Genomic DNA, 17289 nt, shown 5'->3' with positions numbered 1-17289 from the left:
CAGCCAAAGTGCTCGACGTTAACTTCTTCGACCAGCTCAAGATCGGCCTGGCCACCGCGGACGAGATCCGCGGGTGGAGCCACGGCGAGGTCAAGAAGCCGGAAACCATCAACTACCGCACGCTCAAGCCCGAGCGCGACGGTCTCTTCTGCGAGAAGATCTTCGGTCCCACCCGGGACTGGGAGTGCTACTGCGGCAAGTACAAGCGCGTGCGCTTCAAGGGCATCATCTGCGAGCGCTGTGGCGTCGAGGTGACCCGCTCGAAGGTCCGTCGTGAGCGCATGGGCCACATCGAGCTCGCCGCTCCCGTCACCCACATCTGGTACTTCAAGGGCGTCCCGTCGCGCCTGGGCTACCTGCTCGACCTCGCCCCGAAGGACCTCGAGAAGGTCATCTACTTCGCGGCGTACATGATCACCTCCGTCGACGAGGACGCGCGTCACCGCGACCTGTCCTCGCTCGAGGGCAAGGTCGACCTCGAGCGCAAGCGTCTCGAGGGTCGTCGCGACACCTCAATCGAGGACCGCGCCAAGAAGCTCGAGGAGGACCTGGCTGCGCTCGAGGCCGAGGGCGCCAAGTCCGACGCCAAGCGCAAGGTCAAGGACGCCGCCGAGCGCGAGATGAAGCAGCTCCGCGACCGCGCCCAGCGCGAGATCGACCGCCTCGACGAGGTGTGGAACCGCTTCAAGAACCTCAAGGTCCAGGACCTCGAGGGCGACGAGCTGCTCTACCGCGAGATGAAGAACTGGTTCGGCAAGTACTTCGAGGGCCACATGGGCGCCGCGGCGATCCAGAAGCGCCTCCAGGACTTCGACATCGAGGCCGAGGTCGAGTCGCTGCGCGAGACCATCGCCACCGGCAAGGGCCAGCGCAAGGTGCGCGCGCTCAAGCGCCTCAAGGTCGTCGACGCGTTCCGCAAGACCGGCAACCAGCCGATCGGCATGGTCCTCGACGCCGTCCCGGTCATCCCGCCGGACCTCCGTCCGATGGTGCAGCTCGACGGTGGCCGCTTCGCGACCTCCGACCTCAACGACCTGTACCGCCGCGTGATCAACCGCAACAACCGACTGAAGCGTCTGCTCGACCTCGGTGCGCCGGAGATCATCGTCAACAACGAGAAGCGCATGCTCCAGGAGGCCGTCGACTCGCTGTTCGACAACGGCCGTCGTGGTCGTCCGGTGACGGGTCCGGGCAACCGCCCGCTCAAGTCGCTCTCCGACATGCTCAAGGGCAAGCAGGGTCGCTTCCGTCAGAACCTCCTCGGCAAGCGCGTCGACTACTCGGGTCGTTCGGTCATCGTCTCCGGCCCGCAGCTGCGCCTGCACCAGTGCGGTCTGCCCAAGCAGATGGCTCTCGAGCTGTTCAAGCCGTTCGTGATGAAGCGCCTCGTGGACCTGTCCCACGCGCAGAACATCAAGTCGGCCAAGCGCATGGTCGAGCGTGCTCGCCCGGTCGTGTGGGACGTCCTCGAAGAGGTCATCACCGAGCACCCGGTCCTGCTCAACCGTGCGCCCACGCTCCACCGCCTGGGTATCCAGGCCTTCGAGCCGCAGCTCATCGAGGGCAAGGCCATCCAGCTCCACCCGCTCGTCTGCTCGGCGTTCAACGCTGACTTCGACGGTGACCAGATGGCCGTCCACCTGCCGCTCTCCGCGGAGGCGCAGGCCGAGGCCCGCATCCTGATGCTGTCGACGAACAACATCCTGAAGCCGTCGGACGGTCGCCCCGTGACCATGCCGACCCAGGACATGATCATCGGCCTGTTCTTCCTCACCACGGACCGTCAGGGTCCGGGCGAGGGTCGCGTCTTCTCCTCGCCGGCCGAGGCCATCATGGCCTTCGACCGCAAGGAGATCTCGCTCCAGAGCAAGGTCAAGATCCGCCTGACCGGCGTCGTGCCGCCGCTCGGCTCGGACATCGAGGGCGACACGTTCCTCCTCGAGACGACCCTGGGTCGCGTCATCTTCAACGACGCCCTGCCGAACGACTACCCGTACGTCAACTACGAGGTGGGCAAGAAGCAGCTCGGCGCGATCGTCAACGACCTCGCGGAGCGCTACACCAAGGTCGAGGTCGCCGCCTCGCTCGACGCCCTCAAGGACAACGGATTCCACTGGTCGACCCGCTCGGGTGTCACGGTCTCCATCGAGGACGTCGTGACGCCGGCCAACAAGCCGGAGATCCTCTCGGGCTACGAGGCGCAGGCCGCCAAGGTCCAGAAGCAGTTCGACCGTGGTCTGGTCACCGACGAGGAGCGTCGTCAGGAGCTCATCGAGATCTGGACGCAGGCCTCCAACGAGGTCGCGAAGGCCATGGAGGTCAACTTCGACAAGGCCAACCCGATCTACATGATGGTCGACTCGGGTGCTTCCGGAAACATGATGCAGATCCGTCAGGTCGCCGCCATGCGTGGCCTCGTGGCGAACCCGAAGGGCGACATCATCCCGCGCCCGATCAAGTCGAACTTCCGCGAGGGTCTCTCCGTCCTCGAGTACTTCATCTCGACGCACGGTGCCCGCAAGGGTCTCGCCGACACCGCGCTGCGTACCGCCGACTCGGGTTACCTGACCCGTCGTCTGGTGGACGTCTCGCAGGACGTCATCATCCGTGAGGAGGACTGCGGCACCGAGCGCGGCCTGCCCAAGAAGATCGGCGTCCAGACCGACAACGGTGTGGTCAAGCACGAGCACGTCGAGGTCGCCGCGTACGCCCGTACGTCGGCCGTCGACGTGGCCGACCCGGCCTCCGGCGAGCTCATCGTCGCGGCCGGCGAGGACCTGGGTGACGTCAAGATCAGCCAGCTCGTCGAGGCGGGCATCACCGAGCTCAAGGTCCGCTCGGTCCTCACCTGTGAGGCCAAGACCGGCACCTGTGCCAAGTGCTACGGCCGCTCGCTCGCGACCGGCAAGCTCGTCGACATCGGTGAGGCGGTCGGCATCATCGCCGCCCAGTCCATCGGTGAGCCGGGCACGCAGCTCACCATGCGTACCTTCCACACCGGTGGTGTGGCCTCCGCGGACGACATCACGCAGGGTCTCCCGCGTGTCGTCGAGCTCTTCGAGGCCCGCTCGCCGAAGGGTCGTTCCCCGATCGCCGAGGCGGCTGGCCGCATCGAGATCGAGGAGACGGACAAGGCGCGCAAGGTCCTGCTCACGCCGGACGACGGCTCCGAGGTCCAGGAGTACCCCGTCTCCAAGCGCTCGCGTCTGCTCGTCGCCGACGGCCAGCACGTCGAGGTCGGTCAGAAGCTGACCGTCGGTACGGAGGACCCGCAGGACGTCCTGCGCATCCTCGGTATCCGCAAGGCGCAGGAGCACCTGGTCGACGAGGTCCAGAACGTGTACCGCTCGCAGGGTGTGTCCATCCACGACAAGCACATCGAGATCATCGTGCGTCAGATGCTCCGTCGCGTGACGGTCATCGAGTCCGGTGACACCAACCTGCTGCCGTCCGACCTGGTCGACCGCACGCTCTTCGAGACCGAGAACCGCCGTGTCGTCTCCGAGGGTGGCAAGCCCGCCTCGGGTCGCCCGGTGCTCATGGGTATCACCAAGGCGTCGCTCGCGACCGAGTCGTGGCTCTCCGCGGCCTCCTTCCAGGAGACCACCCGCGTCCTCACCGACGCGGCGATCAACGGTCGTTCGGACTCCCTGCTGGGTCTGAAGGAGAACGTGATCATCGGAAAGCTGATCCCGGCCGGTACGGGTCTGGAGCGCTACCGCAACATCCGTGTGGAGCCGACCGAGGAGGCCCGCGCCGCGGCGTACTCCGTCACCGGCTACGACTCCTACGACTACGACTTCGGCGCTGGTGGCCAGGTCGTCGCGGTGGACGACTTCGACTTCGGGTCGTACCAGAACTGAGTCAGACCAGAGGCCCCGGCCGCGCCCCGTGCGCGGTCGGGGCCTCTGGCCATTTCGTGGGGGAGCGGACGCAACCGTGGTGCGGCCCCGTGCGTCGTACAGGCATGACCAGGATTCCCGCACTCGTGATCGCCGTGCTCGCGGCGACCGGCGTGGCCGCCGTGCCCGCCGCCACCCCGGCCGCGGCCTCGACGCTGCCGGCCTGTCACGCCGCCGATGTCGCGGTGCACTACCGGGCGACCGACAGCGGGGCCGGGCACCGCTACGGCCGGATCGTGATGAGGAACATCAGCAGCCATGCGTGCAGGTCGGGCGGCTTCGGTGGCCTGTCGTACGTCGGGGGCGGTGACGGCACCCAGATCGGGGCAGCCGCCGACCGCGTCGGCAGCTGGCAGGCGTTCACCCTGCAGCCGGGGCAGCGGGCCTACAGCCCTGTCGACGAAGTGGTCGCCCAGAACTACCCCAAGGCCACCTGCCGACCCGCCTCAGTCGACGGCTTCCGCGTCTACATCCCGAACGCCACCCGTTCGAAGTTCGTGGTCCACGCGACCACCGGGTGCCGCAACACGGCCGTGCACCTGCTCTCGCACAAGGCGTTCCGCCGCTTCTGAGGCCGTGGGGCCGGCGGGGCACGCGGGTCAGGGGGCCTGCAGCGCCTCGCGCAGCGACACCGCGGCTCCCCGGGCACCGAGCGCCGCCTGCACCTTCTGCAGCTGCGCCGGGTTGGGGACGACGTGCATCCAGATGAGCACCTCGCTGAGGGCGGCGCCCACCACGGTCACGGCGAGGCCGCCGTGGTCGACCACGAACGCGAGGGCGATCGAGACGATGAAGACCGCGTCCACGAGCGTGAAGCGCAGGATGGTCAGCGACTGGAAGCGGGCAGCGGCCGTCGTGCGTGCCTCCTCGGTCGGGACGGTGGGGTCGATCGCGGCGGTGCGGTAGCCGACCGCGGAGACCAGGGCGAGGGCGACGACGGCCAGCGCCAGCGGTGCGGCCAGCGCCCAGAGCGGCGGCTCGAACGCCCGCTCCTGCGGTCCGAGGATCGTCGCCAGCGCCACGAGGATGACGACAGGGGCTCCGGCCAGGGTGAGCGAGAGCATGCGCAGGGACTGCCACGTGGCCGTGGGTGCGGGGTTCGGCATGCGCCCATTCTGCGGTGTGAGCGGACTCCCGTCCGCTGCGCGCCGGTCGTGTCGGCCTGATCGGCTACGGTCGAGTCGATGACTCGGGATCCCTGGCTCGACAACCTCAAGATGACACTGGTGACACTGGTGGTCATCGGGCACGCCCTGACGATGATGCCGAAGGAGCCGATCACCGAACGGATCTATGACTTCGTCTACTACTGGCACATGCCGGCGTTCGTCCTCGTGAGCGGCTACCTCTCGCGCGGCTTCACCTGGTCGCGCAAGAACCTCACGAACCTGGTCACCGGCATCGCCCTGCCGTACGTGATCTTCGAGGGCCTGCTCGCCCTCTTCCGCATCGAGGTGGGACACGAGCAGGGCATCCACGACGTCTGGCTCAACCCGCACTGGCCGATGTGGTACCTCGCCGCGCTGTTCCAGTGGCGGCTGGTCACGCCGATCCTCAAGAAGCACTGGATCGCGCTCCCGCTCAGCGTCGCCGCGTCGCTCTGGTTCGGGACGGAGGGGTCGGCGTTCTTCGACCTCAACCGCACCCTGGGCATGCTGCCCTTCTTCACCATCGGCCTCTACCTCCACGACGCTCCGCCGAAGGTGCTGGAGTTCCTCCGGCGCAGCCACGGGCGCGAGGTCGGGGCCGGCCTCCTCGTGGGCATCTTCGTCCTCGCCGCGTGGACCGACGACTGGACCTCCACCAGCTGGCTCTACTACTCCGACGCGTACGCCGACTTCGGGGTCTCCCCGACCGAGGGGATCTGGATCAGGGCCGGGCTGCTGCTGATCGCGACCGCCGGTGCGTTCGGCATCCTGATGGTGGTCCCGCGCCAGGACTCCTGGTACGCCCGGATGGGCTCGGCCTCGCTCGTCGTCTACCTCTTCCACGGCTTCGTCGTGCGTGCGTTCATGTACCTCGGCTACCCCGACTGGGCCCACGACCACGGTGCGTGGACCATGTGGCCGACGATCCTGGGGTCCGTCGCGCTGGCCTTCTTCCTGGCGTCGCGGCCCGTCGCGAGCCGGCTGATCTGGCTCGCCGACCCGGTCGGGTCGTGGCGGCGCCACCTGCGGGCGCGAGGCGCGGCGGCCGACGCCGCTGCCTCGTCCACCGCCTAGGATCGGGGCCATGGGACGACTGCCGCAGCGCCAGCGCGTCGCGGCGTACGCCGTGATCATCCGCGACGGCCGGATCCTGATGTCCCGCCTTGCCGCCCGCGTGACCAGCGAGGAGCTGTGGACGCTGCCCGGTGGCGGCATCGACCACGGCGAGGACCCGCGCGACGCGGTGATCCGTGAGGTCCGGGAGGAGACGGGGCTCGTCGCCACCGTCTCCCGCGAGGCGCGGGTCTACTCGATGCACAACCGCCGGGCCCGCTTCGGCAAGGGCAAGGCCGACTACCACGCGCTGCGCATCGTCTTCGAGGGCTGGGTGGCTGCCGATGCTCCCGAGCCGCGGGTGGTGGAGGTCGACGGCTCGACGGCCGAGGCGGCCTGGCTGCCGCTCGCCGAGGTGCTCTCGGGTGCGGTGCCCACGACGTCGCTCGTCCTCGAGGCGCTGCGCGACCACGAGCACAACCGGCACCAGCGCCTGGCTGCCTACGCAGTCGTGCTCCGCTCCGACGAGGTGCTGCTGACGCGGCTGTCCGCCCGAGCGCACCTGCCGGGCGTGTGGACGCTCCCGGGCGGCGGCATCGAGCACGGCGAGCGTCCTGCCGATGGCCTCGCCCGTGAGGTCGAGGAGGAGTGTGGCGTCACCTGCGAGGTGGGTCCGCTGCTCGACGTGCACGACGTGCACCTGGTCGGCACGGCCCCTGACGGCCGCACGCAGGACTACCACGGCGTCCACCTGCTGTACGCGGCCACGGTCGCCGGGGACACGCCGCCGCGCGTCGTCGAGGTCGACGGCACCACGGACGCCGTGGAGTGGGTGCCGGTCGCCGAGGTGCTCGAGGGACGCCGCGAGGTGCTCGACGTGGTCCGCCACGCACTGAGCCTGGCCGTCACGGGCTGATGACCCACGCGCGGGACCTCGTCGCGGCGCTCCGGCGTGCAGGGGTGGCCGGTGCGTCGGACGCCACGCTCGACCGCGCGCTGTACGCCGGCGACGCCTCGCTCTACCGCGTCGTCCCGCAGGCCGTGGCGAAGCCGCGCTCGCGCGAGGAGCTGCTCGCCTGCCTGGCCGTCGCCCGCGAGGCGGGGGTGCCGCTCACGATGCGCGGTGCCGGCACGTCGATCGCCGGCAACGCGGTCGGTCCGGGCCTCGTCGTCGACACCTCCCGGCTGGATCGGCTGCTCGCGGTCGACCGGGAGGAGCGGACAGCACGCGTGGAGCCCGGGCTGGTGCAGGCGTCGCTGCAGCGGGTGGTCGTGCCGCACGGGCTGCGGTTCGGCCCCGACCCGTCCACGCACACCCGCTGCACCCTCGGCGGGATGATCGGCAACAACGCGTGCGGGGCGCGGGCGCTGGGCTTCGGGCGCACGTCGGAGAACGTACTCGGCCTGGAGGTGGCCTTCGGCAACGGCTCGGTGGAGAGCCTGGGCCCGGGGTCGGCCGGGCCGACCGCGGAGCGCCTCGCTGCCCTGGGTGCCGCAGCACTCGGCCCGATCCGCACGCAGTTCGGGCACTTCGCCCGGCAGGGGAGCGGCTACGCCCTGGAGCACCTGCTCCCCGAGCGGCTCGCTCCCCACCGCCTGCTGGTCGGCTCGGAGGGAACCCTCGGGGTCGTCCTGTCCGCGACGGTGGCGCTGGTCGAGGAGCCGGCGGCGCGCGTCCTCCTGCTGGTCGGCTACCCGACGATGGCGGAGGCCGCCGACGCGGTGCCCGCCGTGCTCGTCGCCGCCCCCGTCGGGATGCTCGCCCTCGAGGGCCTCGACGCGCGCATCGTCGACGTGGTCAGGGCCCGCGGTGGCGCGGTGCCGGCGCTGCCGCGCGGTGGTGGCTGGCTCTTCGCCGAGCTCGCGGCGGACTCGCTCGCCGAGGCGGTTGCGCGGGCCACGCAGGTCGCTCGCGCGGCCCGTGGTCTGGAGCACCGGATGGTGGTGGACCCGGCCGAGCAGTCACGCCTGTGGCAGATCCGCGAGGACGGAGCCGGGCTGGCCGGGCGCTCCCTCGGCCGGCCGGCGTACTCGGGGTGGGAGGACGCGGCCGTCCCGCCCGAACGGCTGGGCACGTGGCTGCGGCAGTTCGACGAGCTGCTCGCCGGTCACGGCCTGCAGGGTGTGCCGTACGGTCACTTCGGCGACGGCTGCGTGCACGCGCGCATCGACTTCACCTTCGACGACGGCGGTGCACGCTTCCGCGCCTTCCTCTCCGAGGCGGCGCGGGCGGTCGCGGCGCTGGGCGGATCGCTCTCCGGCGAGCACGGCGACGGCCGCGCCCGCTCCGAGCTCCTGCCCCTCATGTACGACGACGCGGCGCTGGACCTCTTCGGGCAGGTCAAGCGGATCTGCGACCCCGAAGGCCTGCTGAACCCCGGCGTCCTCGTCGACCCCGCCCCCGTGGACGCCGACCTGCGTCCGGCCCGCCCGGTGACGCCGGTCCGCGCCCGTCTCCAGCTCGGCGAGACGCTGGGCGAGGCCGTGCACCGCTGCACCGGCGTCGGGAAGTGCGTCGCGACCGGAGGCAGCGGCGTCATGTGCCCGTCCTGGCGGGCCACCCGCGACGAGAAGGACTCGACGCGCGGACGGGCCCGCGTGCTCCAGGAGGCGCTGGACGGCTCGCTCGTCACCGGCCTGGACGACCCGGCGGTCCACGCGGCGCTCGACCTCTGCCTGGCCTGCAAGGGCTGCAGCAGCGACTGTCCTGCCGGCGTCGACATGGCGGCGTACAAGGTGGAGGCGCTGCAGCAGCAGTACGCCGGATGGCGTACCGTCCGCCGTCCGCGCGAGCACCGCACCCTGGGGTGGCTGCCGCGGTGGGCGCGGGTGTCGCCGCCGGCACTGGTGAACCGGGTGCTCGACCAGCCGCTGCTCGCGCGGCTCGCGGCGCGCGCCGCGGGTGTCGACGTGCGTCGGGCACTCCCGCGCTTCGCGCCGCAACGGCTGCGCGATGCCGCGACCGAGCCGGCCGGATCGCCCGAGCCGGACGTCTGGATCTGGGCCGACACCTTCACCGACCGCTTCACGCCGTCGGCAGGGCTCGCTGCGCTGCGCGTGCTCGAGCAGGCCGGGCTGCGCGCGCGGGTGATCCCGGCCGATGCCTGCTGCGGCCTCACCTGGCTGGCCACCGGACAGGCCGACGGTGCCCGGCGGACGCTCGCCCGGGCCGTCGAGCGGCTCCACACCTACGTCGCCGGCGGTGTTCCGGTCGTGGGCCTCGAGCCGAGCTGCCTCGCGACGCTGCGCGACGACGCCGAGAGGGTGCTTCCGGGGGAGCGCACGGCCGTGGTGGCGCGTGGCGTCCGCACGCTCGCCGAGCTCCTCGGCAGCCTGGACGACTGGCAGCCGCGCGACATGACCGGGGTGGAGGTCGTCGCCCAGCCGCACTGCCACCACGCATCGGTGCTCGGCTGGGCAGCCGACGAGGCGCTGCTCCGCAGGGCCGGTGCGACGCTGACCCGGGTCGAGGGCTGCTGCGGACTGGCCGGCAGCTTCGGTGTGACACCGGAGCACCACGACGTCAGCGTGGCGATCGCCGGGACCGCTCTGCTCCCGGCCGTCCGAGCGGCCGGCCCGGACGCCGTGGTCCTGGCTGACGGGTTCTCCTGCCGCTACCAGCTCGACGACCTCGCGGGGGTCCGCGCGCTGCACCTGGCCGAGCTGCTGGCCGGTCCCGGGCACTGAGGCGGGCGCGACGGTGCCGTGTCCCTAGACTTGCCCGCATGCATCCTCGTTACCGCCGTCTGGTCATCCCCTCCCTCCTCGTGGGGCTGATCCTGATCGCGGTCGTCGCCAAGTTCGTCAACTGATGGCCGAGCCGCTCCTCCGCGCGCAGATGCGGGTGCGCACGCTGCTCCTCGACGACCAGCAGCTGGTGCGGGCCGTCGCCTCGGGGCGCCAGCGCGGCACCGAGCCGGCCTGGCGGCGCGCGGAGCTCCGCTACGTCGACCTCAAGGCCGGCCGCCACCTGCAGATCACGACGTACGACGCGACCCAGGCGCACACCCACAACCACGCCGTGGGCGACGCCGCACGCGCGGCTGTCGACGCCCTGCTGGAGGTGCCCTTCGGCAACTGGCACGTGGAGACGCTCGCCGAGCAGCACCAGATGCGGGTCACCAAGAAGAACGAGGCGCTGATCCACACCACCGCGCGCTCGACGCCGGTCGACGCGACGCAGGTGGTCCGCGGACACGACAAGCCCAAGGAGCGGCTGCTCGCCGAGGACCATCCGGTGCTCGTCGCGCTCGGCATCTCCGACAGCCAGGGCCGGATCAAGCCGAGCCGCCAGGCGAAGTACCGCCAGGTCGAGGAGTTCCTCCGCCTCCTCGACTCCTCGGTGCAGGACGCGATCAAGGCAGGCAGCCTGCGCCGCCCGACGAAGGACGACCCGCTGCGGATCGTCGACCTCGGCTGCGGAAACGCCTACCTCACCTTCGCCGCGCAGGCCCACCTCGGGGCGACGCTGCCGGTCCACCTCACCGGTGTCGACGTGAAGCAGCAGTCCCGCGACCACAACAGCGCCGTCGCCGAGCGCCTCGGCCTCGACATGGACTTCGTCGTCGGCACCATCGCCGATGCCGAGCTCGACCAGGCCCCGGACGTCGTGCTCGCACTGCACGCCTGCGACACCGCCACCGACGAGGCCCTCGCCCGGGCCAACGAGTGGCAGGCCGCCCTGGTGCTGGCCGCCCCCTGCTGCCACCACGACATCGCCGCGCAGCTGCGCAAGGCCCGCACGCCGGCGCCGTACGCCATGCTCACCCGGCACGGCATCCTGCGCGAGCGGTTCGCCGACACGCTGACCGACGCCGTCCGCGCGGCGATCCTGCGCCTGCTCGGCTACCGCGTCGACGTGGTCGAGTTCGTCGAGTCCGAGCACACCCCGCGCAACACCCTGCTGCGCGCCGTGCGCACGGGCGGCGTCGTCAAGGGCGGCTCGGTCCGCAAGGAGTACGACGACCTCGTCGCCACCTGGGCGATCCGGCCCCACCTGGCGGTGCTCGCCGGGATCGCCGCGACGGAGGCTGCACACGAGGAGGAGACCGCGGCCGATGCGTAGCCTGCTCGTGGCCGCGCTCGTCGCGGCGCCGTTCGCGCTGGGCGCAGCCGTCGCCGCGCCCGCCGACGACGCTGCGGTCGGCCACGAGGTCACGCGCTTCACCGACCCGGCGATCATCGAGTCGTCGGGCCTCGTCGTGCTCGGGGACGACCTCGCCGTGACGATGAACGACTCCGGCGACACGGCCCGGGTGTTCACGGTCGACCTCGCCACCGGCGACACCGTCGGCGTGACCCGCTTCGACGGAGCGGCCGACGACCTCGAGTCGCTCGCTCCGGCCGACGCGGGCCACGTCTGGGTCGGAGACACCGGGGACAACGGCAAGGACCGCCCGGACATCACCGTCACCCGGGTGCCGGTGGGCCGCGGCGACCGCACCGTGACGGGGGAGACCTTCCACCTGACCTATCCCGACGGTCCGCACGACGCCGAGACGCTCCTCGCCCAGCCGCGCACCGGCCGGCTCTTCGTGGTCAGCAAGAGCCCGCTCGGTGGAGCCGTCTACGCGGCGCCGGCCGAGCTGAGGTCCACGGGCGAGAACCAGCTCGTGAAGGTCGCCACCGCGCCCGCGCTGGCCACCGACGGATCCTTCCTGCCCGACGGCCACCACGTCCTGGTCCGCAACTACGTCATGGCGACCGTGCTGACCGTCCCGGGCTGGCAGCCGGTCGCGGCGTTCCGGCTCCCGGAGCAGAAGCAGGGCGAGGGACTCGGGGTCCGTGCGGACGGCACGGTCTTCCTCTCCTCCGAGGGCGCCGACCAGCCGGTGCTGCGTCTCGACCTCCCGGCGCAGGCACGCGCGGCCATCGCCGCCCCACCCGGCGCCCCGGTGCCCACCGCCACGGCTGCGGACCCCGCCCCGGCGAAGGCCGCGCAACACGACGACTCCGGCTCCGGTGGCGGCTGGGTGCTCGCCCTCTTCGGCGCACTCGGCGTGCTGCTCCTCGGCGGCATCGTCAAGCTCCTGCGGGGGTAATGCCCGGGCATGACCCGACTCCGTCGTACCTCACCAGCGGAGCCGGGCTGGACCCGTCGGCGTGCGGGACGCGGCTTCGTCTACGTCGATGCCGACGGCCAGCGGCTGGCCGACGACGAGGTCGAGCGGTGCGTGGCCCTGGTGATCCCGCCCGCATGGACCGACGTGTGGATCTGCCCGGCCGCCAACGGCCACCTGCAGGCGGTCGGCACCGATGACGCCGGACGCCGGCAGTACCTCTACCACCCGGCGTGGCGGGAACGACGTGATGCCGAGAAGTTCCGTCGCGCGGTCGCGCTCGGGAAACGGATGGCGCGGACCCGCGAGCGGGTCGCGGTCGACCTCGCCGGCGACGGCCTGCCTCTCGAGCGGGCCTGCGCGTGCGCGTTCCGGCTGATCGACCTGGGCTACTTCCGGATCGGCAACGACGTCTACGCGGACGCCCACGGGAGCTTCGGGCTGACCACCCTCCAGGTGGAGCACGTACGTCGGCGCAACGGCGCGCTGCTCTTCGAGTTCACCGGCAAGTCCGGGGTGGAGCACGCCATCGAGATCGCCGACCCGGCCGTGGTCGATGCGGTCCTCGCGATGCGACGGCGCCGGGGCGCGCGCCAGCTCCTCGCCTGGCGCGACGGCCGGCGGTGGCGCACGCTCGACCCGGCCACCGTCAACGCCTACGTGCGGGACGTGACCGGCCTCGACGTCACGGCGAAGGACCTGCGCACCTGGCACGCGACCGTGCTCGCGGCCGTGGCCCTGGCGGAGGCGCCGCCCGCGGAGACGGCGGCGGCCCGGCGGCGTACCGTCGCGGCGGCGATGAGGGAGGTGGCGTCCTACCTCGGCAACACGCCGGCGGTCGCACGGTCCTCCTACGTCGCGCCCGGGGTTCTCGACGCCTTCGAGGAGGGACGGACGATCGCCGCCACCCTGCGCCGTCCGTACGCCGACGACGATGCCCGGCAGGCGGCCGTCGAGCGCGCGACAGCACGCCTGCTCGGGTGATCTCGCGGCGGGTCGGAGCGGTTACATCCGGCCCGCCGGAGGAGTAGGTTGCCCGCGTGAGCAACACCCCCGCCCTCTTCAGCCCCAAGCGCACCCTCGAGCAGCGTCGCCAGGCCGTCACCAACCTCTGGGACTTCCTGGTGCGCGGCGGCATCGCCGACCTGTCGCGGACGCCGGGCGAGGTCATCGACACCGGACGGCTGCGGCGGCTCACGCGCTACACCCCGAAGCCCGGCATCCCGCAGGTCGACGGACCCGTCCTGCTGGTCCCGCCGCTCGGTGCCCAGTCGCTCTGCTTCGACCTGCGTCAGGGCTGCTCGCTCGCCGAGCACCTCGTGCTCACCGGCCGCCACGCCTACCTGGTCGACTACGACGAGGTGCACGCGGGCAACGACAAGGGCGTGGGCATCGAGTTCTGGATCAACGACGTCATCCCCCACGCCATCCGGCGGGTCTCCGAGGAGCACGGGGGCGCGAAGGTCAACCTCATCGGCTGGTCGCTGGGCGGCCTGATCGCGACCGGCACGGTCGCGACCCACCCGGAGCTGCCGGTCAACACGGTGACCGTCTTCGGCAGCCCCTTCGACATGTCGAAGGTGCCGCTGCTGATGCCGTTCCGGATGATCGGCAAGGCGACCGGTGGGCGGATCCTGGGCACCGGCATCAAGGCGATCGGCTCCATCCCGTCGCCGCTGGTCAGCCTCGGCTTCAAGGCGACGGCCATCCCGACGTACCTCCGCAAGCCGATGAAGGTCTGGAGTCGTCGTGACGACCGCGACTTCCTCGGGCAGATCCAGGCCGTCGACGCGCTGATGAACAACATGCTCGCCTACCCGGGCAAGGCCACCTTGCAGGTGTACCTGCAGATGGCGATGCGCAACGAGGTCGCGACCGGCAAGGTCCAGGGGCCGAACCGCCTGGTCGACTTCGCCGACGTCCACGTGCCCGTCCTCGCGATCGCGGGCACCTCCGACGTCCTCGCGCCGATCCCCGCGGTCCACCACGCCGCGGAGATCTTGACCGGCAGCCCCGAGGTGCGCCTCGCGACGGTGCCCGGCGGTCACCTGGGTCTCCTCACCGGCACGTCGGCGGCGACGACGAGCTGGAAGCAGCTCGACGCCTTCCTCAACGACTACAACTAGGGCCGACGGTGCGGGTCGAGGTCGTCCGGGGTGACATCACCGCCGAGGACGTCGACGCGGTCGTCAACGCCGCCAACACCCGCATGCGCGGCGGTGGGGGAGTCGACGGAGCGATCCACCGGGCCGGTGGGCCCGCGATCCTCGCGGACTGTGTCGCCCGCTTCCCGCACGGGCTCGCGACCGGCGACGCCGGCTGGACGACCGCCGGCGACCTGCGCGCCCGCTGGGTGATCCACACCGTCGGTCCGGACCGGCACGCGGGCCAGACCGACCGGGGACTGCTGGTCTCCTGCTACCGGCGCTGCCTCGAGGTCGCCGACGAGCTCGGTGCGCGCAGCCTCGCCTTCCCTCTCGTGGGGGCCGGGGTCTACGGCTGGTCCGTGGCGGAGTCGGTGACGGCGGCGCTCGAGGCGTTCGCGGCGGCGACGACCGACGTCGAGGTCGCCCGGCTCGTGGCCTTCAGCGACGCGGCGTACGACGTGGTGGCGGGTCTACTGAGCTGAGCCCCGGGCGACGAAGGTCTTCGCCCGGGTGAAGATCTCTCCGCCTTCGTGCGGGAAGAGGCGCGCAGATCCTCACCTGGGTGGAGATCTTGCCCCAGGGGTCGTGCGGCACCCGGACACGCGTCGGGCCCGCCACCTCGCGGTGACGGGCCCGACGTACGCCGGCGCGGTCGGCTCAGAGCGCGTCGACGACGAAGTCGATGGACTTCGTCAGCAGCTCGATGTCGCTGGCGTCGATCGCCGGGTACATCGCGATGCGCAGCTGGTTGCGGCCGAGCTTGCGGTAGGGCTCGGTGTCCAGGATGCCGTTGGCGCGGAGCACCTTGGCCACCTGGGCGGCGTCGATGTCGTCGTTGAAGTCGATCGTGCCGATGACGAGCGAGCGCTCCTCCGGCTTGGCGACGTACGGCGTGGTCGCGGCGTTGGCCTCGGCCCAGCCGTAGAGCGCGGTGGACGAGGCGGTGGTGCGCTCGACCATGCCCTTGAGTCCGCCGTTGGCGTTCATCCAGTCCAGCTGCTCGGCCATCAGGAAGAAGGTCGCGATCGCAGGGGTGTTGTAGGTCTGGTTGAGGCGCGAGTTGTCGATCGCGGTCTGCAGGTCGAAGAAGGCCGGGATGAAGCGACCCGACTCCTTGATCTCGGCGACGCGGGCGATCGCCTTCGGCGACATGATCGCGAACCAGATGCCGCCGTCGGAGGCGAAGCACTTCTGGGGGGCGAAGTAGTAGACGTCGACCTCGTTGAGGTCGACCGGGAGGCCGCCGGCACCGGAGGTGGCGTCGATGAGGACCAGCGCGTCGTCGGCGGCGCCCTCGGGGCGCACGACGGGCGCCATCACGGCGGTGGAGGTCTCGTTGTGGGCCCAGGCGTAGACGTCCACGCCCTCCTCGGCGACCGCGACCGGGCGGGTACCGGGCTCCGACTTGATGATCGAGGGCTCCTCGAGCCACGGCGCGTCCTTGGCCGCGGTGGCGAACTTCGAGGAGAACTCACCGAAGGCGAGGTGCTGCGACTTGGAGCGGATCAGGCCGAACGTGGCGATGTCCCAGAACGCCGTCGCGCCGCCGTTGCCGAAGACGACCTCGTAGCCCTCGGGCAGGTCGAAGAAGGTCGCGAGGCCCTCGCGGACGCGGCCGACGGTGTTCTTCACGGCGGCCTGGCGGTGGGACGTGCCCATCAGGGAGGTGCCCGTCGCAGCGAGCGCGTCGAGTGCGCCGGGGGCGATCTTCGAGGGGCCGGCGCCGAAGCGGCCGTCCTTGGGGAGCAGGTCAGCGGGGATCTGGATCTCGGTCACGGCGAGAGCCTTTCACGATTGTGGTTGTCGCGGCACCTGACCCCGTTGTCAGGGTCCTATTGTGACAGCGTGATGGAGATCGTCCGGGTTCCGTATGACCATCCGGACGCCGTCGCGCTGATGGCCCGGGTGCAGCAGATCTACGTGGAGCGCTACGGCGGGCCGGACGCCTCCCCGATGGACCCGGCCGAGTTCACGCCGCCGGCCGGGGAGTTCTTCCTCGGCCGCCTCGACGGGCAGCCCGTCGCCACCGGAGCGTGGCGGCACGTCGGCCTCGAGCGGCTGGGCTCGACCGCGACCGCCGAGGTCAAGCGGATGTACGTCGTGGAGCAGGTCCAGCGTCGCGGGCTGGCGCGGCTGATGCTCGCCCACCTCGAACGGTCGGCGGCGGCTGCGGGCCACGACGTCGTCGTCCTCAACACCGGACCGCTCCAGCCCGAGGCGATCGCGCTCTACGAGTCGGCCGGCTACCAGCCGGTTCCCGGCTGGGGCGTGTACGCCTGCCACCCCGAGGCGGTCTTCCTCGCCAAGCGGGTCGCTGCGTGAGCGGGGTCGCCGACTGGCTCCTGCACCTGGACCCGACCTGGGTCCTGCTGGTCGTGGGGCTGCTGGTCTTCGCCGAGGACGCGTTCTTCCTCGGGTTCGCGATCCCGGGGGAGACGGCCGCGGTCATCGCCGGTGTGGCCTCCGCACTCGACCACGTCTCGCTCCCCGTCGCGATCGTCGTGGTGGTCGTCGCGGCAGTCCTCGGCGACACGGTCGGCTACGAGGTCGGCAAGCACTTCCTCGGCCCGAAGGTGCTGGCCCGGCCCTTCCTGGACCGGCACCGGCACCGGATCGAGGGTGCCCAGCGGCTGATCCGGCGACGCGGGGGACTGGCGGTCTTCATCGGCCGGTGGACGGCCCTGCTGCGGGCCCTGATGCCGGCGCTCGCGGGCGCCTCCCACATGCGCTACCGGACCTTCGTCATCTGGAACGGCGTCGGCGGCATCGCCTGGGGTGTCACCTTCGTGATGCTCGGCCACGTCGCGGGCGCGTCGTACCACCAGATCGAGAAGCGGGCCGGTCACTGGGTGGCGATCGGCTTCGGGGTGGTCGTCGTGCTGGGTGCGATCGCCTGGCACCTGCGCAGCAAGGCGCGTGAGCGGGCCGAGGAGCGCGCCGCCGACGCGGCGGAGGAGCTCAGGGGCGACGTGCCCTGAGG

The 17289-nt window shown here is 71.4% G+C and carries 14 protein-coding genes; 12 read left to right on the top strand and 2 right to left on the bottom strand.

Annotation, left to right across the window (positions count from 1 at the left end; genetic code table 11):
- Positions 1 to 8 precede the first annotated feature (8 nt).
- Positions 9 to 3863 carry a DNA-directed RNA polymerase subunit beta' gene (locus Q5722_RS05000; protein WP_305027110.1) on the top strand — a complete coding sequence of 1285 codons (3855 nt, stop codon included), beginning with the start codon at positions 9 to 11 and terminating at the stop codon, positions 3861 to 3863.
- A gap of 104 nt (positions 3864 to 3967) precedes the next feature.
- Positions 3968 to 4474, top strand: a complete 507-nt coding sequence (locus Q5722_RS04995; RefSeq protein WP_305027109.1) for a DUF4232 domain-containing protein — start codon at positions 3968 to 3970, stop codon at positions 4472 to 4474.
- A gap of 27 nt (positions 4475 to 4501) precedes the next feature.
- On the opposite strand, the gene Q5722_RS04990 is transcribed toward Q5722_RS04995, so the two are convergent.
- On the bottom strand, positions 4502 to 5008 hold the full coding sequence (locus Q5722_RS04990) for a hypothetical protein (protein WP_305027108.1): 507 nt from the start codon (positions 5006 to 5008) through the stop codon (positions 4502 to 4504).
- Between the two features lie 78 nt (positions 5009 to 5086).
- Here Q5722_RS04990 and Q5722_RS04985 point away from each other — a divergent pair, with 78 nt between their 5' ends.
- From Q5722_RS04985 to Q5722_RS04950, 8 genes are all read left to right on the top strand, one after another.
- Positions 5087 to 6124 (top strand): acyltransferase family protein, encoded by a 1038-nt coding sequence (locus Q5722_RS04985; RefSeq protein WP_305027107.1) that lies wholly within the window; start codon positions 5087 to 5089, stop codon positions 6122 to 6124.
- A gap of 10 nt (positions 6125 to 6134) precedes the next feature.
- The gene (locus Q5722_RS04980) at positions 6135 to 7019 is read left to right on the top strand and encodes an NUDIX hydrolase (RefSeq protein ID WP_305027106.1); all 885 of its coding nucleotides are present in this window, start codon (positions 6135 to 6137) and stop codon (positions 7017 to 7019) included.
- Positions 7019 to 9790 (top strand): FAD-binding and (Fe-S)-binding domain-containing protein, encoded by a 2772-nt coding sequence (locus Q5722_RS04975; RefSeq protein WP_305027105.1) that lies wholly within the window; start codon positions 7019 to 7021, stop codon positions 9788 to 9790. The genes Q5722_RS04980 and Q5722_RS04975 overlap by 1 nt, the downstream gene beginning before the upstream one ends.
- 124 nt (positions 9791 to 9914) lie before the next feature.
- On the top strand, positions 9915 to 11168 hold the full coding sequence (locus tag Q5722_RS04970; protein ID WP_305027104.1) for a class I SAM-dependent methyltransferase: 1254 nt from the start codon (positions 9915 to 9917) through the stop codon (positions 11166 to 11168).
- A complete protein-coding gene (locus Q5722_RS04965; protein WP_305027103.1) occupies positions 11161 to 12144 on the top strand; it encodes a hypothetical protein in 984 nt (327 codons plus the stop codon). The genes Q5722_RS04970 and Q5722_RS04965 overlap by 8 nt, the downstream gene beginning before the upstream one ends.
- Positions 12145 to 12153: 9 nt before the next feature.
- Positions 12154 to 13146: a DNA topoisomerase IB gene (locus Q5722_RS04960; protein WP_305027102.1), complete on the top strand. Its 993-nt coding sequence runs from the start codon at positions 12154 to 12156 to the stop codon at positions 13144 to 13146.
- 56 nt (positions 13147 to 13202) lie between these two features.
- Complete coding sequence (locus tag Q5722_RS04955; protein ID WP_305027101.1) at positions 13203 to 14288, top strand: alpha/beta fold hydrolase; 1086 nt, start codon at positions 13203 to 13205, stop codon at positions 14286 to 14288.
- Positions 14289 to 14296: 8 nt separating this feature from the next.
- The gene (locus Q5722_RS04950; protein ID WP_305027100.1) at positions 14297 to 14791 is read left to right on the top strand and encodes a macro domain-containing protein; all 495 of its coding nucleotides are present in this window, start codon (positions 14297 to 14299) and stop codon (positions 14789 to 14791) included.
- A 175-nt stretch (positions 14792 to 14966) separates the two neighbouring features.
- Here Q5722_RS04950 and serC read toward each other — a convergent pair whose 3' ends face one another.
- Complete coding sequence (gene serC, locus Q5722_RS04945) at positions 14967 to 16085, bottom strand: phosphoserine transaminase (protein WP_305027099.1); 1119 nt, start codon at positions 16083 to 16085, stop codon at positions 14967 to 14969.
- Positions 16086 to 16157: 72 nt separating this feature from the next.
- On the opposite strand from serC, the gene Q5722_RS04940 reads away from it, so the two are divergent.
- Together Q5722_RS04940 and Q5722_RS04935 are read left to right on the top strand one after the other, a co-directional pair.
- Positions 16158 to 16631: a GNAT family N-acetyltransferase gene (locus Q5722_RS04940; protein ID WP_305028335.1), complete on the top strand. Its 474-nt coding sequence runs from the start codon at positions 16158 to 16160 to the stop codon at positions 16629 to 16631.
- Complete coding sequence (locus Q5722_RS04935; protein ID WP_305027098.1) at positions 16628 to 17287, top strand: DedA family protein; 660 nt, start codon at positions 16628 to 16630, stop codon at positions 17285 to 17287. The genes Q5722_RS04940 and Q5722_RS04935 overlap by 4 nt, the downstream gene beginning before the upstream one ends.
- The last annotated feature ends 2 nt before the right edge of the window (positions 17288 to 17289 follow it).

It is taken from the genome of Nocardioides jiangxiensis, assembly GCF_030580915.1.
Lineage (GTDB): Bacteria > Actinomycetota > Actinomycetes > Propionibacteriales > Nocardioidaceae > Nocardioides > Nocardioides jiangxiensis.
Note: the sequence above shows the minus strand (reverse complement) of the source record. Positions and strands in the feature narration are given on the sequence as shown.